Origin of the sequence: Streptomyces sp. NPDC001668 (assembly GCF_042893155.1) — a bacterium.
Taxonomy (GTDB): Bacteria; Actinomycetota; Actinomycetes; order Streptomycetales; family Streptomycetaceae; genus Streptomyces.
Window position 1 is genome coordinate 151,791 of the sequence record NZ_JBIAUQ010000009.1, and the last position, 16,412, is coordinate 168,202.

At 70.4% G+C, this 16,412-nt stretch carries 13 protein-coding genes; all 13 read right to left on the reverse strand.

Annotated elements, in window-relative coordinates; all coding sequences use genetic code 11:
- Window positions 1-9 precede the first annotated feature (9 nt).
- Window positions 10-3,564, reverse strand: coding sequence for a carboxylic acid reductase (car, locus tag ACFYZ8_RS26750; RefSeq protein WP_388539589.1), 3,555 nt, complete (start codon window positions 3,562-3,564; stop codon window positions 10-12).
- Between the two features lie 5 nt (window positions 3,565-3,569).
- Entirely contained in the window at window positions 3,570-4,817 is a 1,248-nt protein-coding gene (locus ACFYZ8_RS26755; RefSeq protein WP_388539587.1) for a hypothetical protein, read from the reverse strand.
- Window positions 4,818-4,856: 39 nt separating this feature from the next.
- Complete coding sequence (locus tag ACFYZ8_RS26760; protein ID WP_388539584.1) at window positions 4,857-6,389, reverse strand: MFS transporter; 1,533 nt, start codon at window positions 6,387-6,389, stop codon at window positions 4,857-4,859.
- Complete coding sequence (locus ACFYZ8_RS26765; RefSeq protein ID WP_388539581.1) at window positions 6,386-7,225, reverse strand: class I SAM-dependent methyltransferase; 840 nt, start codon at window positions 7,223-7,225, stop codon at window positions 6,386-6,388. Before ACFYZ8_RS26765 ends, ACFYZ8_RS26760 begins: the two co-directional genes overlap by 4 nt.
- The gene (locus tag ACFYZ8_RS26770) at window positions 7,222-8,673 is read right to left on the reverse strand and encodes an amidase (RefSeq protein WP_388539579.1); all 1,452 of its coding nucleotides are present in this window, start codon (window positions 8,671-8,673) and stop codon (window positions 7,222-7,224) included. The genes ACFYZ8_RS26765 and ACFYZ8_RS26770 overlap by 4 nt, the downstream gene beginning before the upstream one ends.
- Window positions 8,666-8,884 (reverse strand): hypothetical protein, encoded by a 219-nt coding sequence (locus ACFYZ8_RS26775; RefSeq protein ID WP_388539576.1) that lies wholly within the window; start codon window positions 8,882-8,884, stop codon window positions 8,666-8,668. The genes ACFYZ8_RS26770 and ACFYZ8_RS26775 overlap by 8 nt, the downstream gene beginning before the upstream one ends.
- Window positions 8,874-10,361: an aminopeptidase P family protein gene (locus tag ACFYZ8_RS26780; RefSeq protein ID WP_388539574.1), complete on the reverse strand. Its 1,488-nt coding sequence runs from the start codon at window positions 10,359-10,361 to the stop codon at window positions 8,874-8,876. The genes ACFYZ8_RS26775 and ACFYZ8_RS26780 overlap by 11 nt, the downstream gene beginning before the upstream one ends.
- Window positions 10,362-10,430: 69 nt before the next feature.
- Window positions 10,431-11,348 carry an ornithine cyclodeaminase family protein gene (locus ACFYZ8_RS26785; RefSeq protein ID WP_388539571.1) on the reverse strand — a complete coding sequence of 306 codons (918 nt, stop codon included), beginning with the start codon at window positions 11,346-11,348 and terminating at the stop codon, window positions 10,431-10,433.
- A gap of 41 nt (window positions 11,349-11,389) precedes the next feature.
- The gene (locus tag ACFYZ8_RS26790; RefSeq protein WP_388539568.1) at window positions 11,390-12,646 is read right to left on the reverse strand and encodes an aminotransferase class I/II-fold pyridoxal phosphate-dependent enzyme; all 1,257 of its coding nucleotides are present in this window, start codon (window positions 12,644-12,646) and stop codon (window positions 11,390-11,392) included.
- Window positions 12,625-13,617, reverse strand: coding sequence for an alpha/beta hydrolase (locus ACFYZ8_RS26795; RefSeq protein ID WP_388539565.1), 993 nt, complete (start codon window positions 13,615-13,617; stop codon window positions 12,625-12,627). Before ACFYZ8_RS26795 ends, ACFYZ8_RS26790 begins: the two co-directional genes overlap by 22 nt.
- 7 nt (window positions 13,618-13,624) lie before the next feature.
- Entirely contained in the window at window positions 13,625-14,554 is a 930-nt protein-coding gene (locus ACFYZ8_RS26800) for a hypothetical protein (RefSeq protein ID WP_388539562.1), read from the reverse strand.
- A 59-nt stretch (window positions 14,555-14,613) separates the two neighbouring features.
- Window positions 14,614-15,462 carry an aldolase/citrate lyase family protein gene (locus tag ACFYZ8_RS26805; protein ID WP_359038170.1) on the reverse strand — a complete coding sequence of 283 codons (849 nt, stop codon included), beginning with the start codon at window positions 15,460-15,462 and terminating at the stop codon, window positions 14,614-14,616.
- Window positions 15,459-16,412 carry a 2OG-Fe(II) oxygenase family protein gene (locus tag ACFYZ8_RS26810; RefSeq protein WP_359038172.1) on the reverse strand — a complete coding sequence of 318 codons (954 nt, stop codon included), beginning with the start codon at window positions 16,410-16,412 and terminating at the stop codon, window positions 15,459-15,461. The genes ACFYZ8_RS26805 and ACFYZ8_RS26810 overlap by 4 nt, the downstream gene beginning before the upstream one ends.

Sequence of the window (16,412 nt, forward strand, 5' to 3'; positions counted from 1 at the left end):
TGTCAGCTCCTACAGCAGTGCCAGACGGGTCAGATCGGCCACGTATTTCTCGATCAGTTCCATGGACAGATGCGGAACACCCCGGCCCCCGCCCACCCCGCATTCCCGGACCGCGGCGCGGAACCGTTCAGCGGGGACCAGCGCTCCCGTCACCGGTCTCGCCGGAGCGTCGTAGGCGTGGATCAGCGGCAGCAGGGAGTGCTTGCGCTGCCGCTCGGGCAGCGCCTTCAGCGCGATCTCGAATCGCGAACGCCACTGCCCGTAGTCGTCGATGCGGGTGATCGGGCAGCCGAGACCGATCAGCCAGTCGACGAACCGGTCGAGGGAGACGCCGTCGTCATGGTCGTTGACGACGTTGTAGGTCGCGAAGCCTTCCGTCACCTTCTCACCGAGCGAGGTGACCGCGGCTGCCGCGAAGTCCACCGGCAGGCCGCTGTAGTGGGCACGCGGGGGTCTGCCGTTGGCGTCCGCCGTGTAGAAGGAACGCGGTGCCACGCCGGTGGCGACGACGCTCAGCAGCAGGCGGGTGAACCGGTCCGGGACATTCAACTGACCGGGAAAGCGGCTGTGCGCGAGAATCATGTCCGGGCGGAACACCCCGACCGGCACCCCGCAGTGGTCGTGTGCCTCACGCAACAGCACCTCGCCCGCCCACTTGCTCGTCGCATACCCGTTCGCGTAGGCGTCATCGAGCGAACGCACCGGGCTCGCCGTGCGGATGTCGGCGTCCTCGCCGACCGACGATCCGTCCGGCAGCATCGCCACCGCGACCGTCGAGACATAGCTGAACCGCTTGCGGCGCTCGGTCAGCGCCAGGCGGATCAGCTCGGCCGTGCCCAGGACGTTCGGCTGGAACAACTGGGCATACGGCAGCACATGGTTGACCAGCGCGGCCGAGTGGACGATCTGGTCGACGGTGCCGGCCAGCCGGTCCCAGTCCGCGTCCCTGAGGCCCAGTCGCGGGGCGCCGACGTCTCCCGCGAGCACCTCCAGGTGCCGGCCGGCCAACCTCCGGTAGCGCGATGCGAGTTCCGGCGATCCCCCTTCGAACGCCTCGTCGATACGCCGCCGGGCCGCCGCGTCGTCACGTCCGCGCGCCAGGCAGATCAATCTCCCCTGCGTCACGGCCAGCCGTTCGAGCCACTCCAGACACAGAAAGCGGCCCAGGAAACCGTTCGCCCCGGTGAGCAGCACCGTCCGGGCCGGGCCGGCCACCGCCGGCAGCGCCGTGGCCCGAGCCAGCGTCCCGGCATCGATGAAGGCGTCGAGGGACAGGTCGGCGGCCCTCGCCCGCGTGCTGTTCCGGCCGTGTACCGAGCTGAAACCCGGACGCCCGGCTCCCGAACCGCGCACGGTGTCGACATATGCGGCCACGTCGGCCAGAGTGGCCGTCGGCCCGATGACGACCTGGATCGGCACCTCGATGCCGAAGACCTCCCCCAGCATCGTCGAGAAGGTGTGCGCGGAAAGCGAATCGCCGCCCGCATCCGTGAAACTGCGATCCGGTCGGCGTTCCGGCGACCGCAGCCCCAGGGCGACCTGCACGGTGGCCGCCACGGTGTCGAGCGTCGGCCGGCTGCCGGCGTCGACACGCACCCGCGCCAACAGACCCGCCCGGCGGGCCGCCATCTCCTCGTACAGGCCCTCCAGCCGCTCACCGTAACGCGCCCTGAGCGCGGGCCGCAGGTGCTTGCCCACACCGGACAGGAGCCCGTTCGACACGGAGAACCCGTCGGGTTCGAGGAGGAAGTCGCCGGGGATCTCGTACGGCTTCAGCCCGGCCTCCCCCGCGATCCGCCGGATCGACCCGCTGACAGCCGCTCGGACCTCGTCGGTGTCCCGCGAACCGATTCGCTCGTGGTCGGGGACGACCACCGCGAGCAGGAACGCCTGCTCGCTGCTGCCGTACAGGTAGATCTGCTCGATGTACGGACTGCTCGAGAACAGGGCTTCCAGGCGGGAGATCTCGACGAACTCGCCCTGGGAGAGCTTGACGACGTTGTTGATGCGGTCGACGTACACCAGTTGGTCCGGGGCGACCTCCGCCATGATGTCGCCGGTGCGGTAGTACCCCTCCTCGTCGAACGCCCGGGCGGTAGCGTCCGGTTGGCGGAAATACCCGCGGACCAGGCCCTCCGACTTCAGTCGCAGTTCACCTCGCGGGTGCGGCCTGTCCGTGCGGAAGTACCCCAGCTCCGGCACGTCGACCAGCTTGTAGTCGATCACCGGCGGACGCCTGACCTGCTGGTTCACCACCACAGGCCGGCCGGTCTCCGTGGAGCCGTAGCAGTCGGTCACCTTGATGCCGAGAACGGACTCCATGAAATCGCGCATCTGCCCGGACAGCGGGGCGCTGCCGCACAGCGCGCTGAGAACGCGACCGCCGAGAACCCGGTCCCGTACGTCCGCGCGGGCCGCGGCGCGAGCCGAATCGTTTCCCGTTCCCTGCCCCGCAAGCCGTCCGGCCTCGATCTCACAGAGCTGGAAGACCATGTCGCAGATCCGGGGAACCAGGCTCAGCACGGTGGGTCTCGCGAGGGAGATGTCCTCGAACAGGGTGGACAGGTCACCGCGCCCCACGAAGAACCCGATGCCGCCCGAAGCGAGCCCGGAGACCAGCCAGGAACGGCCGTTCGCGTGACTCATCGGCATGTAGTGCAGGACGATGGTCGGCAGCGGCGCGTCGTCGCCGGCTCCGGCGTTGGACATGCCACCTCGGGAGCGCTGCCACATCGCGGTGAGCATCGCTTCGGTGTACATGGCGCCTTTCGCCGGACCCGTACTGCCGGAGGTGTAGATGAGACCGGCCAACCGCTCGGGATCACCATGCGGAGAGACCTCCGCGGCCGGCAGTCCCTGGCCCTCCTCCAGCTCCCCGCCCAACGGCACCACGGTGACGCGCCCGCGCAGCCTTTCCACGACTGCCGCGAACATCTCGCGCTGGTCGTCGACCCGCTCGTCGTAGTCGAAGATGACAAGCCGTTCGACGGAGTCACTGCGCAGCACGACCTCCACCGCGATACCGGCCGACTCGACATCAGCCGCCAGGATCCGCGGCCGGGTCTCCGCCACGATGGACACGAGCGGTGCCGCGGACGCACCCCTAGGCAACGGAACCGACACCGCGCCCAGCACCATGCACGTGAGATCGATCGTCGCGTAATCGATACCGGTGAACCCCAGAACAGCGACGAAGTCGCCCGCCCCGAACCCACCCGACACACCAGCCGCCCAAGCCCGCGTCAGCCCGCCCACCCTCGCCCACAACTCACCATACGTGACGGCGTCATAGCGTGGGAGGAGCTCCAGACAGGCTCTACCGGTCGCGGGATCCGCGACCACCCTCCGCGCCCGCTGCGCCAACGCCGGCCGGTCCGCGTATCCCGTCATGGCGGCGCGGACGGTGTCGGCCAGACTGCCGTCAGCCCGCCCCATGGCCTCCGCCACCGTCGGGGACGGGATCGCCCCGGCGAACTCCGGGTCGTCCGCCCGCAGCGCCGCGACGCGTTCCGCGAGCCACCGCCGGTCGTCCTGGCGGGTCGCCGATTCCTGGTCGGTCTTCACTGCGGCTACTCGACGAACGCCCACGAAACCCCTCCGCCCTGCGACAGGTTGACCACGGGGGAATGCGCGGTACCCCGCACGAGGAGACCGCTGGCGCCCTCTCCGTAGAGGTACATCCCCAGGACGTAGTGGAACGGCACGACGTCCCCGTCCGGGCCGGGCAGTTCCAGGGTCGAGGCGTGCACCCTTCGCTGACAGGTCCAGCCGGGGACGTCGGGGCTCAGCAGTGCGCGGAGCTCCTCGGGCGTGTAGCGGTCGCCGATCAGGACCTCGTTGCCCCCGTAGGTGTAGCTGCGTTTGAAGACCAGCCGGTCCTTGTCCGCCAACGCCGCTTCCAGGGTGGCGGGGCACAGGTCGAAGGTGTGCGGCACGTACTGCCGTACGACCTCTCGCTCCTCCTCGTCGAGGAGCTCCTGGTACTCGGGGTCGCACAGCAGTGAGAACCAGCGCCGGTGCATCTTCAGTTCGCCCTCGAACAGGCAGGAGAACGTCGCCCCGCTGTCCCGCAGCGCCACCAGGAACTCGCCCTCGTCCGAGGTGTCCTCGACGGTGACCAGGCGGTGGACGAGTGTCTTCGCGGCCTCCGCCGGCTCCAGCCACGCGGAGGGGTACGTCAGCTCGTCGTGGTAGTGGATCTCGATGTCCGGGGCCATCAGCCGCAGGTAGCGCTGCAACAGCCAGTGCGGGCTGAAGCCGTAGGCCCGGTGTTTGGTCGAGTCGAGTATGACGAAGCGGGTGAAGCCGCCGCGCCGGCACTCGGTCATGTACAGATGCGCCTGCTGTCGGATCGGTGACACCCCGGAGACGGACCGGCCCAGCAGTTCGGCGAAGGCGTAGGCGCTGTAGTAGCCCTCGGTCGCACCGACCCCGGAGAAGTGGTTGATCTCGCAGAAGTGGTAACCGGAGTCGGTCGGGATGATGTCGGCCCGCAGCATCCGCAGGCCACGGGTGGCGACGGTGGGCCAGTCCATGTGAGCGGCCATCGTGGGCGGTACGTGGAACAGCGTCCGCAGTTCGTCCGGCGTCCGTGTGGTGCACAGGTGCCGCACCAGCTTCTCCTGGGCGCCGACCAGAGTGCGTGTCGCACGCGCGAGTGCGGCGTGGGTCGCCGGGTCGATACGGAAGTAGTACGGCAGCGACCGGAAGGCGATCCCGAGATCGTCAAGGAGCTGGTCGGCGCCGCGCGCGGCCATCGCGTGGTCCGGCGCCGCGCGTTGCGCGGCCAGGAACGAGCGGTTGTACTCGGTGAACATGGGCGGTCCTCAGGGCTGAGAGGTCATGCGGTCCGTACCTCACCGCGCGGTCGTAGGGGCTTCCCGCCGGACTCGGACCCGGCGGAACGCGTATCCGGCGGCCAGTGAGAGAGCCAGCGTCACAAGGATCAGCAAGGCGGCCAGGAACACGTCGTGCAGCGCCATGCCCCGGCCCTCGCCCGCCGTGACCAACCCGTCGGCCGCGCCGACGTGGTGGGCCTCCCTGACCGCCAGGAACGCCGCGAGACCGGCCGCCCCCACGGATCCGCCGAGGCTGCGCGCCATGTTGAACAGCAGGGACCCCGAGGATGCCTGGCGCGCGCCCAGTGCGCGGGTGGCCAGCAGCCCGAGCGAGGCGAGCAGCAGACCAGCGCCGACCGAGCGGGCCATCAGGGCCGCGACGATCACGAGGTAGGGGGGCGACGAACCGGCGAGGAAGGGCAGCAACGCGGCCACGGCGAACACACAGGCGCCGGTGGACGCCATCAGGAAGGTGTCGACCCGGCGGAGCATGACCGGCAGCCCGAGCGCGATCAGGAGTTGCACCATGCCGCCGTACAGCGTCACGGTGCCGATGTCCCTGACCGTGAAACCGAGCGTGGTCAGGTACACGGGTATCAGGACGAAGCTCGAGTAGACCGCCCCGCCGGCCACGACGTTGAACACGCAGCCGGCCAGGAACGGCCGCAGCCGCAGCAGACGCAGGTCGACGAGCGGGTGGCGGCCGCGCAGCTCGGTCACCACGAACAGCGTGAAGGCGGCCAGCGCCACACCCACGGCGAGGGTCAGAACCGTCGAGGAGAACCAGCCGACCGCCTGCCCGGTGTCCAGGGCGTACTGGGTGCAGACCAGGCCCGCCACGATCGCGCCGACACTCACCACGTTCACTCTCCTCGTCGGCGGCGACGCGTCCGTGCGCATCTCGCGCAGCGCGGGCAGGGCGAGCCACAGCGCGAACGCGCCCACCGGCACGGCCACGCAGTACAGCGCCCGCCAGCTGAGCCACTGCGCGAGCGTGACGCAGAGGACGGGGGCCAGGACGTAGGAACCGGTCACCATGATCGAGAACGTCGAGATCGCCTTCGGATGCTCGTCCCCCGGCAGCAGGACCACGATCGCGTAGTAGGCGAACGGCATGATCGCCCCGCTCGCCGCCCCCTGCACGACACGCGCGACCAGCAGGCTCTCGAAGCTCCACGCTCCGGCGGACAGCAGTGCGCCCGCGACGAACAGGCAGACCAGCAGCACGAGATACGTCCGTGGCCGGAACACCCGGGTCAGGTAGGCGCTCAGCGAGAGCGTGACCAGCTCGGCGGTCGCGTATGCCGAGATCACCAGCGAGCCCCTGGCCAGCGAGGTGTCCAGGGTGTCCTGGATGCTGCCGAGCGCCGTGCTGGACATGGACAGGTCCAGGACCGTCATCGCGGCCGCGATGACACAGCCGAGGACGGCGCGCCGCCGCAGCGCCCCGGACGTCCCGGCACCCGCCTGGGCGGATTCTCGTGACGGATCCGGCGGCGCAGCGGTCGCCGGCGGGTGAACGGTCCCCCCGGCAGGGTCGGTCGCCGTCATGACTCCTTCCCGCCGTCGCCGGCGCCGGCCGCGCCGAGGGGCTTGCGGCCCCACGCGCAGACCGTGATCGAGCGGATGTCGGTGAAGCCGGGGTCGGCGCACAGGGCGGTGAGCGCGTCGACCTCGGCCTGCGCCAGGAGTCCGGCACCGACCAGGTAGGCGCCTTCCTGTCTGATGTTGGCGGCGGCCAGTGCACCGTAGGGGCCGCTCTCGCCCAGGCGGTTGATCCTGGACGTGACGCTGATGTCACGCAGGCCGGCGCGCCCCAGTCGGGCCGGGATCGTCTGCGCCCAACCCGTCATGTCGGACCCCTGGGCGGCCCATCCCTCCTCCAGGGCGCCGAAGAAACGCCTGACCGGCTCGTGGACCGATCCCGCCGCCGGCATGCACATGGGGTCGCCGAGGACGAGCCAGCCGCCGGGCCTGAGCCACCGCACGGCCGCGCCCACGAGGGCCTCGCGTTCGGGCAGATGACAGAAGGTCAGGCGGGAGTGCACCAGGTCGAACGAGCCGGGCGCGAAGTCCATCGAGCGGATGTCCCCGGTGCGCGGTTCGAGGTTGGGGCATCCTGCGTCACTGACGTAGCGGGTGTCGATGTCGACGGCGGTGACGGCGCCGTCCGGGCACTGCTCGGCGAGCCAGCGGGCGACGGAGCCGGCGCCTGCCCCGATCTCCAGGCAACGCCAGTCACGGCCGAGCCCGGTCGCCCGTAACGCCGTACGGGTGTCGACGTCGCCCCATTCCTCGAGCAGCAGCAGTCGCTCCCGCTCGCCCGGGGTGTCCTTGTTCAGGGCACCCGAGGGGTAGTCGGTCGCCAGTTCCGCCACGGGGCTCATGACCGTGCTCCTGTCTCGTCCGGTTCCGGCGGGCGCCGGTGGCGCTGCCCGAGTTCGGCCTCCAGCGCCGCCGCGACGCGCAGGACGGTCGCCTCCTCGAAGGGCCGCCCGACGATCTGGAGGCCGATGGGCAGGCCGTTCGCGGCGAACCCGATGGGCAGTGACAGTGCCGGATGGCCGGTGACGCTGAACGGGATCGTCTGCATGTCGTTGGCGAGCTTGGGCGGCGGCCAGTCCTGCGGGAAGTCGCTCCACAGCGCGGCGGTGGTCTGGCCGCACACGGTGACCAGGACGTCGTGGCGGTCGAAGACCCCCTCGTCGAGCTGCCGGGTCAGCCGTCGCCGCATGTCGTAGGCGCGCATCAGATCGGCGGCGGCGATCCCGGCCCCCGGCATCACGCGCTGGTACGTGTAGCGCCCGAACGAGCGCGGGTGGCGCCGCAGGTCGTCCTCGAGGTTCGCGAACGCCTCCGCCGCGCAGATGATCCGGCCGCACGCGTTGAACACCTCGTAGGGCGGCAGGGTGACCTGCTCGACCTGCGCGCCCAGACCGTCGAGCACACCGAGCGCCTGTTCCGTGCCGGTGACGATCTCGGGCATCGTCAGGGGGTCCTCGGCGTACCAGCCCGGCGAACTGGCCACCCGCAGCCCGGCGACGCCACGGCCCAACGCCGCGGTGTAGTCGGGGACCCCGACATCGGCGGTACGCGGATCGGCCGGATCGGCGCCCGCTATCACCTGGAGCGCCGCGGCCGCGTCGGCGACCGTCCAGGTCAGCGGGCCGAAGTGGTCCATCGTCCGGGAGAGCGTCCAGGCACCGTGCCCGGACACCCGCCCGTACGTCGGCTTGAGGCCGACCGCGCCGCAGTGGAACGCCGGGCCCCGGGTGGATCCGCTCGTGTCGGAGCCCACGGTGACGCGCACCAGCCCCGCGGCGACCGCCGCGCCCGAGCCCGAGGACGAGCCGCTCGGCACATGCTCCTCACTCCACGGGTTGCGGGCGGGCGGCACGGGCAGGTCGAAGCTCGGGCCGCCGATCGCGAACTCGAACGTGGTCAGCTTGCCCAGCCCCACCGCTCCCCCGGCCAGCAGGCGGCGTTCGACCGTGCTGTCCGTGCGCGCCACGCGGCCGGCGCACAATCGCGAGGCGTTGGTGGTGGGCACGCCCTCCACGTCGAAGATGTCCTTCAGCGCGTACGGGATGCCGTGCATCGGACCGCGGTCCTTGCCCGCCCGCAGGTCCCGGTCGGCGGCCGCGGCACGCCGCAGAGCCGTCTCCTCCGTCACCAGGATGAAGGCGTGCAGGGCGGGGTCGAACCGGGCGATGCGGTCGAGGGCGCTCCGTGTCAGCTCGAGAGAGGTGAGCTCACCGGAGCGCAGCAGCGTGCCCGCCTCCTGGACGGAAAGTTCGTGCAGCGCTGTGCTGCGCTCCGTGCGTTGGTCAGCCACGGGGGGTCCCCTTCGCGTCGCCCGGCTTGTCGTCGCCCGGCGGGTCGCCGTGCCGGGCGTCGGCGCCGCGCAGCAGTTCGGCCATGGCGCGCAGTCCCTGATAGCCCCTCAGGACACCGCCCTTGAGGTCCGCGGGCACGTCGATGCCCAGCCGCGCCGTGAGGACGTCGAACTCCGCCTCGGCCGCCGCCGCGGTCACGTCAGCTGCCATGGCCGTCCGGTTCCCGCGGGCCCGCCTCACGCTGGGCGGCGAGCCAGGACTCGACCTCGTACGACTCCGTGGGGAGCGACTCGGTGAGCAGCCGTGTGCCGGTGGCGGTGACCAGGACGTCGTCCTCGATCCGCACGCCGATGCCGCGCAGTTCCTCGGGCACCAGCTCGTCGTGCGGCTGGAAGTACAGGCCGGGTTCCATGGTCAGCACGTAGTTCTCCCGCAGGACGCCGCCCGCGTACGCCTCGGGGCGGGCGTGCCCGCAGTCGTGCACGTCCAGACCGAGCATGTGGCCGAATCCGTGCAGCGACCAGCGGCGGTAGGCGATCGACGCCGGGTCCAGCGCCTCCTCGACGCTGCCCGTGAGGAGGCCGAGGCCCTTGAGGCCTTCGGCCAGCACGCGCGTGCAGGTGTCCTGGATCTCCGCGAAGGCCACGCCCGGGGCCATCGCCGCGAGCCCCGCGGTCCGTGACGCGTGCACGATGTCGTACACGTCGCGCTGAGCCGGGCTGAACGTCCCGGACACGGGCAGGACGCGGGTCACGTCCGCGGTGTAGCAGTTGGCGTTCTCGATGCCCATGTCCAGGAGCAGGATCTGCCCGGGGTCGACGGCGCCGTCGTTGCGCGACCAGTGCAGGATCGTCGAGCGGGGCCCGCCGGCCACGACCGAGCTGTAACCGACGCCGTTGCCCGCGGTGCGCGCGCGCCAGGCGAAGACGCCCTCGATGAACCGCTCGGACGTCGGAGCGTCCGGCCGCAGTCGTCGGGCGACGTCCTCGAATCCCCGGATCGTGGCGTCGACCGCGTCCTGCAGCTGGTCGATCTCCCACTCGTCCTTCTCCAGGCGCAGCTCGGACAGCACACTCGCCAGCAGCGCGTCCCGCTCGGCGTTGTCGGCGGTGACGGGCAGTGCGCCGGGCTGGAGGCCGCCGTCGAGACCGGCGTGGTAGCCGCGCAGGACACGCAGTCGCCGTGACGTCGCCACCGCGTCCAGCACCGCGGGCAGTTCGCCGAGGGGACGTGTGGCGATCTCCAGGATGGTGGACTTCTCCTGGGGTGAGTACCGTCGGCCGTGCCAGATCTCCCCGTCCATCCGGTCGAGGTACTGGGCACCGGACGCGGCGTCGGAGCGCGGCTGGGTGTACAGGACGGCGTCGTGACCGGTGGCCGTCGGGTGCAGGACGAGCACCGAGTCGGGTTCCTGGTCTCCCGTCAGCCACAGGAAGTCGCTGCCGGCCCGGAAGTCGTACGGCGCGCCGAAGGTGCGTGAGTGGATGTTGCCCGTGGGGACGACCAGGGTGTCTCCCGGGAAGGCCGCCGAGAGCTGGGACCTGCGCCGGGCGAGGTGCTTGACCTGGGGAACCGGGGTGAGATCGACCGGCTCCGCACGCCAGCCCGTCGCCATGAGATCCAGGAACCGCTGGGGGATCGCCCTGTCATGGCTTCCCGAGAGCTCTTCCCGTCCGATGTTGGCCAATGTGCTTCCTCTTCTACTGGGTTGGTCGGGTGGTGGTTCGGTTTCCACCGGGGTGGTTGTGCGTCTCGGTCACGAGGCGAGGGCCGCCGCCGTCAGAGTGCCCGCGCCCTGGCTGACCAGGTGAGCACAGGTGATCAGGTCGAGGTAGGCGCATCCGACAGAGGCGAAGACCGTCCGCCGCCGCGCGAACTCCTCTCCCCCGGGCCCCGCCAGGACGTCGAGTTCGACGGCCCCCGCGTGGCTCTCGCCTGCCTCGGCGACCGCCGTGCGCAGGTCCTCGACGATGATCACGCCGCTGCGGAGCAGGCTGTCGGGCAGCTCACGTGACCGGGTGGTGTGGGCGCCCATGCAGTTGACGTGCGCGTGCGCCGGCAGGTGCGCCGAGATCGGCAGCGGAACCACCGAGGTGGTCGCGGTCGACAGGACGTCGACGCCTCGGCTCGCCTGCTCCGCGGAGCCGCACACGACGACGTTCACCGGCCTGCCCCCGGCGGCGGCCGTCGCGGCGATGTCGCGTGCGAAGCTCTCGGTGCGGCTCGCGGTGCGGGACCAGATGCGGACCTCCGTGAGGCCGCGCACCGCCGACACCCCGAGGAACTGCTGCCGGGCCTGGACACCCGCCCCGATGATCCCCAGGACGCGGCTCTCCGGCGCGGCGCACCGGTCGGTCACCAGCGCCGTCACGGCCGCGCACTTGAGGTTGGTGACGGTGGCGCCGTCCAGTACCCCGTGGAAACGGCCGGTGGAGACGGAGAACATCGGTACGACGGAGGTGACCGTCGCGCCGCGGCCCCCTCCGGGCGATGTCACGATCGTCGCGACCTTGTTGATGTAGAGGTCGTGGTCGGGTGACACGGCGGGCATGGAGATGAACTTCGCGCCGGCCGCGTCCTCGACGGTCTCCCGCGGCGGGACCGACATGCGTCCCACGGCGCCGCTGCGCAGACTGTCGCGCATCGCCTCGGCCAGCGACCGGACGAGTTCCACGGACGAGGTGGGGGCAGCTGTGCGCGGACCCTCCGGCGCCGTCACAGAAACCCGTCCAGTACGTCCTCCAGGGTGTCCACGAACGTCTCGGTCATCGCGGCGGTCATGTCGCCACGCAGCATCAGCCGGATGCCGGCCTGGCCGCGGGGGACGACCGGGAAGAACATCGCCGAGCAGTAGTAGCCGCGCCGGTACAACTCGGTGGCCAGCTCCACCGCCCACTCGTTCTCGCCCACGGGCACGAACTTGATGTGCGACCCGGTGCCGCGGATCCCGCGGTCCTTCATGCGCCGGTCGAAGACGCCGACGTTCTCCGCCAGTTGACGCTGACGTGTGCCGAGCTCCGGGGAACGGTGAACCGCGATGCTGCCGAGCGTCGTACCGATGGCGGCGGTACGCAGACCCTGGGACCAGCCCATCGGACCGGAGCGGTACAGGAAGTCGAACAGGCGGGACGAGCCGGTCATCGCGATCCCGCCGGTGCTGCCGAACGCCTTCGCGATCGAGGCGACGATCATGGTGCGGTCGTCGAGTTCACGGAACACCGAGCGCGCGTAGCCCTCGCCGTGGGGTCCTTGGGTGGACAGCGCGTGGGAGTCGTCCATGTAGACGTACATCCCGTACTTGTCCTGGAGCGCCTTGATGCCGTGCAGGTTCGCGAGACCGCCGGTGGAGTAGGCGCCCTCGCAGACGTAGGCCACGCGCGGGTACTTGCGGCACACGTCCTCGAGGAAGTCCATGTCGTCGTGCGGGGAGGTCAGCACCAGCGACTCGTCGGCCACGATGGGCTTGAGGAAGTTCAGGGAGAAGTGCGCGAACCTGTCGAAGACGACGACCAGCGGATCGGTGCCGGTGAGGTGGCCGGACGCCATCAGGGGCAGTACGGCGGCGCTGAGCACCCCGCACGAGATCGACGGCAGCACATGGGCGCCGAACAGCTCCGAGAGCTCTTCCTCCAGTCGGCGCGCGGCCTCCAGCCGGATGCGGAACTCCGCCATGGCCAGCCCCGTGACGGCTTCCTCCCGCAGGGCGGTGACGCCCGCCTCGACCACCGTCGAGTGGCTGTTGAGCCCCAGGTAGGAGCATGAGGCGAGGTTGACGAACTCGTGCCCGGTGCGCACGTCGCGGAGCCGGTTCTGGCCGTTGCTCGCGTCGACACGGATGTCGAGCATCCCGTTGTCCCCGGCGAGCTTCCACGCCGCCTCGCTCGCCGGGACCATGCGCTGGTTGTTGCGGAACCGGTGGGGCCCCATCGACGTGTCGAACTCCGTGCCGGTCACTGGGGCTCCGGTGTGCATGAGTCTCCTTGTGTCGCGAGCGCGGAGGGCGGCTCGGCGGAGTCCGGGGACGCGGCCGGGGGCGCGCTCAGGAAGGCGCCCAGCCGCGCCAGCCCCTCTCGTGCCTTGGCCAGTCGTGAGTGGTGCAGATGCCAGACGTGGACCATGCCCGGCCAGACTTCGAGCTGGACCGGCACCCCGGCGTCGGCCAGTTTCGCGGCGAACCGCTCCGCGTCGCTGTGCAGCATCTCCCGCTCGCCCACCTGTATGAGCACCGGCGGGAAGCCATGGGGCTCGCCGTAGTGCGGGGAGACGTACGGCGTCTCGGGCGCGGTTCCGGCCAGGTAGGCCTGCGCGACGTCGTCGACCACGGACCGGGTGATCAGGGGATCGACGCTCTCCTTCGTCGTGAACGTCTCCCCGGTCCCGAGGAGATCCGTCCACGGCGATATGCAGGCCGCGGCCCGGGGCATCGGCAGCCCGCGGTCCCGGGCGGCGAGCAGGGTGGCGAGCAGCAGGCCACCGCCGGCGGAGTCGCCGGCCAAGACGATCGCGTCCGGTGCCCAGCCCTGCTCCAGCAGCGTCGTGTAGCACTCCAACGCGTCCTCGAGCGCCGCCGGGTACTTGTGTTCCGGCGCCCTGCGGTACTGCGGGTGCAGGAACGGGTGTCCGGCACTGCGCGCGGCCTCCGCGACCATACTGCCGTGGCTGCGCTGCGAGCCGAAGACGTAGCCGCCGCCGTGCAGCCAGAGGCCGATCCGGGTGCCGTCGGCCTCCGGCGGGGTGAGCAGGTAGGCCGGTACGCCGCCCAGCTCGCACGCGGACACCTCGATGTCCGGCGCCACCGGCGTACCCCACCGGTCGTAGAACTGACGGCCCTCGAAGAGGTCCTCGGGCCAGTCGTCGGCCCGCAGCAGGGTGAGCAGGGCCGTCAGCTCCGCCTGGTCCGTGTCGTCCATGCCCGGGGTCTCCGGGCGATGCAGCAGTGACATATGCGCCTCAGTCGCCGAGGGTGACCGGGCTGTGAGCCGCGAGTCCGGAGCTCACACCCTGGTGGTAGCGGTCGTGTTCCGGGGTGTTCACGTCGGGCACGCGGACCTTCACCTCCGGCATCGCGAGCCGGTAGTGGCGGTACCAGTTGTTCAGGTTCTGGCCGTCCTCGAACTGGAGCTCGATGTGGCGCAGGGGGCGCTTGCCGGGTTCGGCGGGGTCCGCCAGGCGCGGCGTGGAGCCGGCGTGCGCCAGCCCGCCGGCGACCTCGTTGTTGAGCACGACCATGAGCATCTCGCTGCTCAGATCCACGTCCACGGCGACCGCGTGCTCGGCGAGGATCACCTCGGCGTGCTCCTGCCGGACCGCGACGTTGTAGCTGTGCGGCATCAGCTCGACGAGGTCGGCCGGGTCGGTGCCGGTCAGGCGGCAGTACTCCCGGGTGTCGCACACGATGGGCAGGCCGCCCGTGATGTTCGTGTTGGGGCCGTAGACGTTGCCGATGAACGTCGTGGCAGCGTCGAAGTGGACACACTTGGTCGTCAGGAACTCACGCGACTCGGTGTGGTCGGAGTTGGGTGTGAAGCTGGTGTTCTTGTTGAACCCGTCCACGTCCATGCTCGCCACCTGGTCGTATCCCATGACGACCGGGGTGTGCTTCGCGACGTCGACCTCGGTCGCGAACGTGCGGAAGACGGCCTCGAAGTAGTCGCGCGCGGCCGCCGCGTCGGCCTCGCGATGGATGTCCATGCCGTGCTGGGCGAGCAACGCGCTCGCACCGTGGCAGACGGCCACTCCGGCGCCGTCCGCGACCAGCTTCACCAGGCGGGCGGTCAGGTCCGCGGGCACGGTGGTGAACCGGCCGTCGACGAACTCCACCTCGTATCCGGAGACGTCGACCATGGCGTGCTTCAGGATGTCCGCAGTCAAAGGGCTCATGATGTCCTCGCAGTTGTCGGTACGCCCTGTTCGGGGGCGTCCTCGTAGGTCGGTGGGGGTCAGCGGACGGGGCGCGCGATCCCGTCGTGCAGCGCGAGCATGCGCCTGGCTTTGAGGACGAAGGGCGGTGCGAGCACCCGGTCCTTGCTGACGGCGAAGCCGGCGTCGTCGGCCTCGTAGTCCTTGATCGTCTGGCGGTGGCCGTCCAGTTCGTCCGGGGCGACGGTGAACGTCTGGAGGATCGGGGCGACCTGTTTGGGGTGGATGGCCGCCTTGCCGGTGAAGCCGCACGCTTTGGCCTCCTCGCTCTGGGCACGGACCATGTCCATGTCCCACAGCTCGAAGGAGTTCCCGTCGATCGACGGGAGGCCGTAGCGGGAGGCCGCCACACACATCCGGGCCCGCGCGTGCGCCAGGTACGACGTGTCCGGCGCCCACATCTCGGCGACCAGGTCGGCCTGCCCGTAGCAGAGCCCGTCGCTGACCGCGGCGATCTCGAAGGCGTTCTCCACCGCGTCGACGGTCTCGATGAAGCTGCAGATCTCCGGCGGAGCCGCGAGGCCCGAGAGCAGCGAGCGGTAGATGGCGACGTCCCGGGCCGCGGCGATCTTCGGCGCCAGCACCGTCTGTACGGGAAGCCCGCCGATCTCCCCGCCGAGGCGGAGCAGCGTCTGGATGTCGAGGAGACCGTCCGGTGTCTCGATGCTGTTGACGCGCACCATGACACCGGTCAGACCCGTCCCGGTCAGGTCGATCTCACCCAGTCGCTGCCGAGCGGTGGGCTTGGCGTGCTTCGGCACCGAGTCCTCGAGGTCGAGCACCAGCGCGACCGAGTGGCGCGGCACGTTCTTGAGCAGGACGTCGGCGCGGGACGCCGGAACGTAGAACAGGCAGGGATCGACCTTCACGAGCGGGCCTCCCGTCCGAACAGCGCGTCCATCTTCTGCAGCGAGAACGTCTCGTAGCGGATCGGCTCGTACGTGGCCGGCCGCTCTCGCGTGAACTTCGGGAAGCACTCGATGACCGCGTCGTCGTTGGCCAGCTTGAAGAAGACGATCGACTGGCGCCGGCGCTCGACGAGCTTCACCCGGTGCGGGGTCGAGACGTACTCGTCGTTGGACCAGCGCGCCATGAGGTCACCGATGTTGACGATGAACCAGTCGCGCTCGGGGACGTCCACGTCGAGCCACTGCCCCGACAGGTCGCGCAGTTGCAGACCCGGGCCGTCCTCGGTGAGCAGCGTGATCAGCGTGCCGTCCGTGTGTTCGCCCATGCCCTGGTCGTTGAGGAACTCCTGCCGCGTGCCCGGGTAGTACTGGGAGCGCAACGAGTCGTTGGACCGGTCGGTGCGGACGGCGAAGAAGTCGCGCGGCAGTTCCAGGGCGATGGTCAGCAGCTCGGTCACCCGCGCGGCCACGGTTTCGCACGCGGTGAAGTAGTTCTTGAGAGCGGTGCGCAGCTCGGCGCCCCGCTCGTCGTCGGGGAAGGGCAGGTCCTCGGCGTCGTCGAGCACGAGCCGGCCGACGCTGAACTTCTCGACGTAGTCCGAGGGCATGCCCTGCTTGCCGGTGTAGGCGTAGGCGTTCTCCGACAGCAGTGCGCTGTATCCGTAGGGGCTGTAGTCGTTGTCGCCGCGAGCCGTGCTCGTGCGCATCCGCAGCGGGTCCTTCTCCTCGTCGGGCCGCCGGAAGAAGTCGAGGGACAGCTCGTAGGCCTCGTCGAACACGCGGCGGTCGATGCCGTGGTCCCGTACGACGAAGAAGCCGACCTCGGTGCAGGCGCGGGATATCTCCTCCGCGACCTTGCGCTCGTCTCCGTTCCGGGCTTGTTCGAGGCTGATCACCGGTAGTGCGGTCAT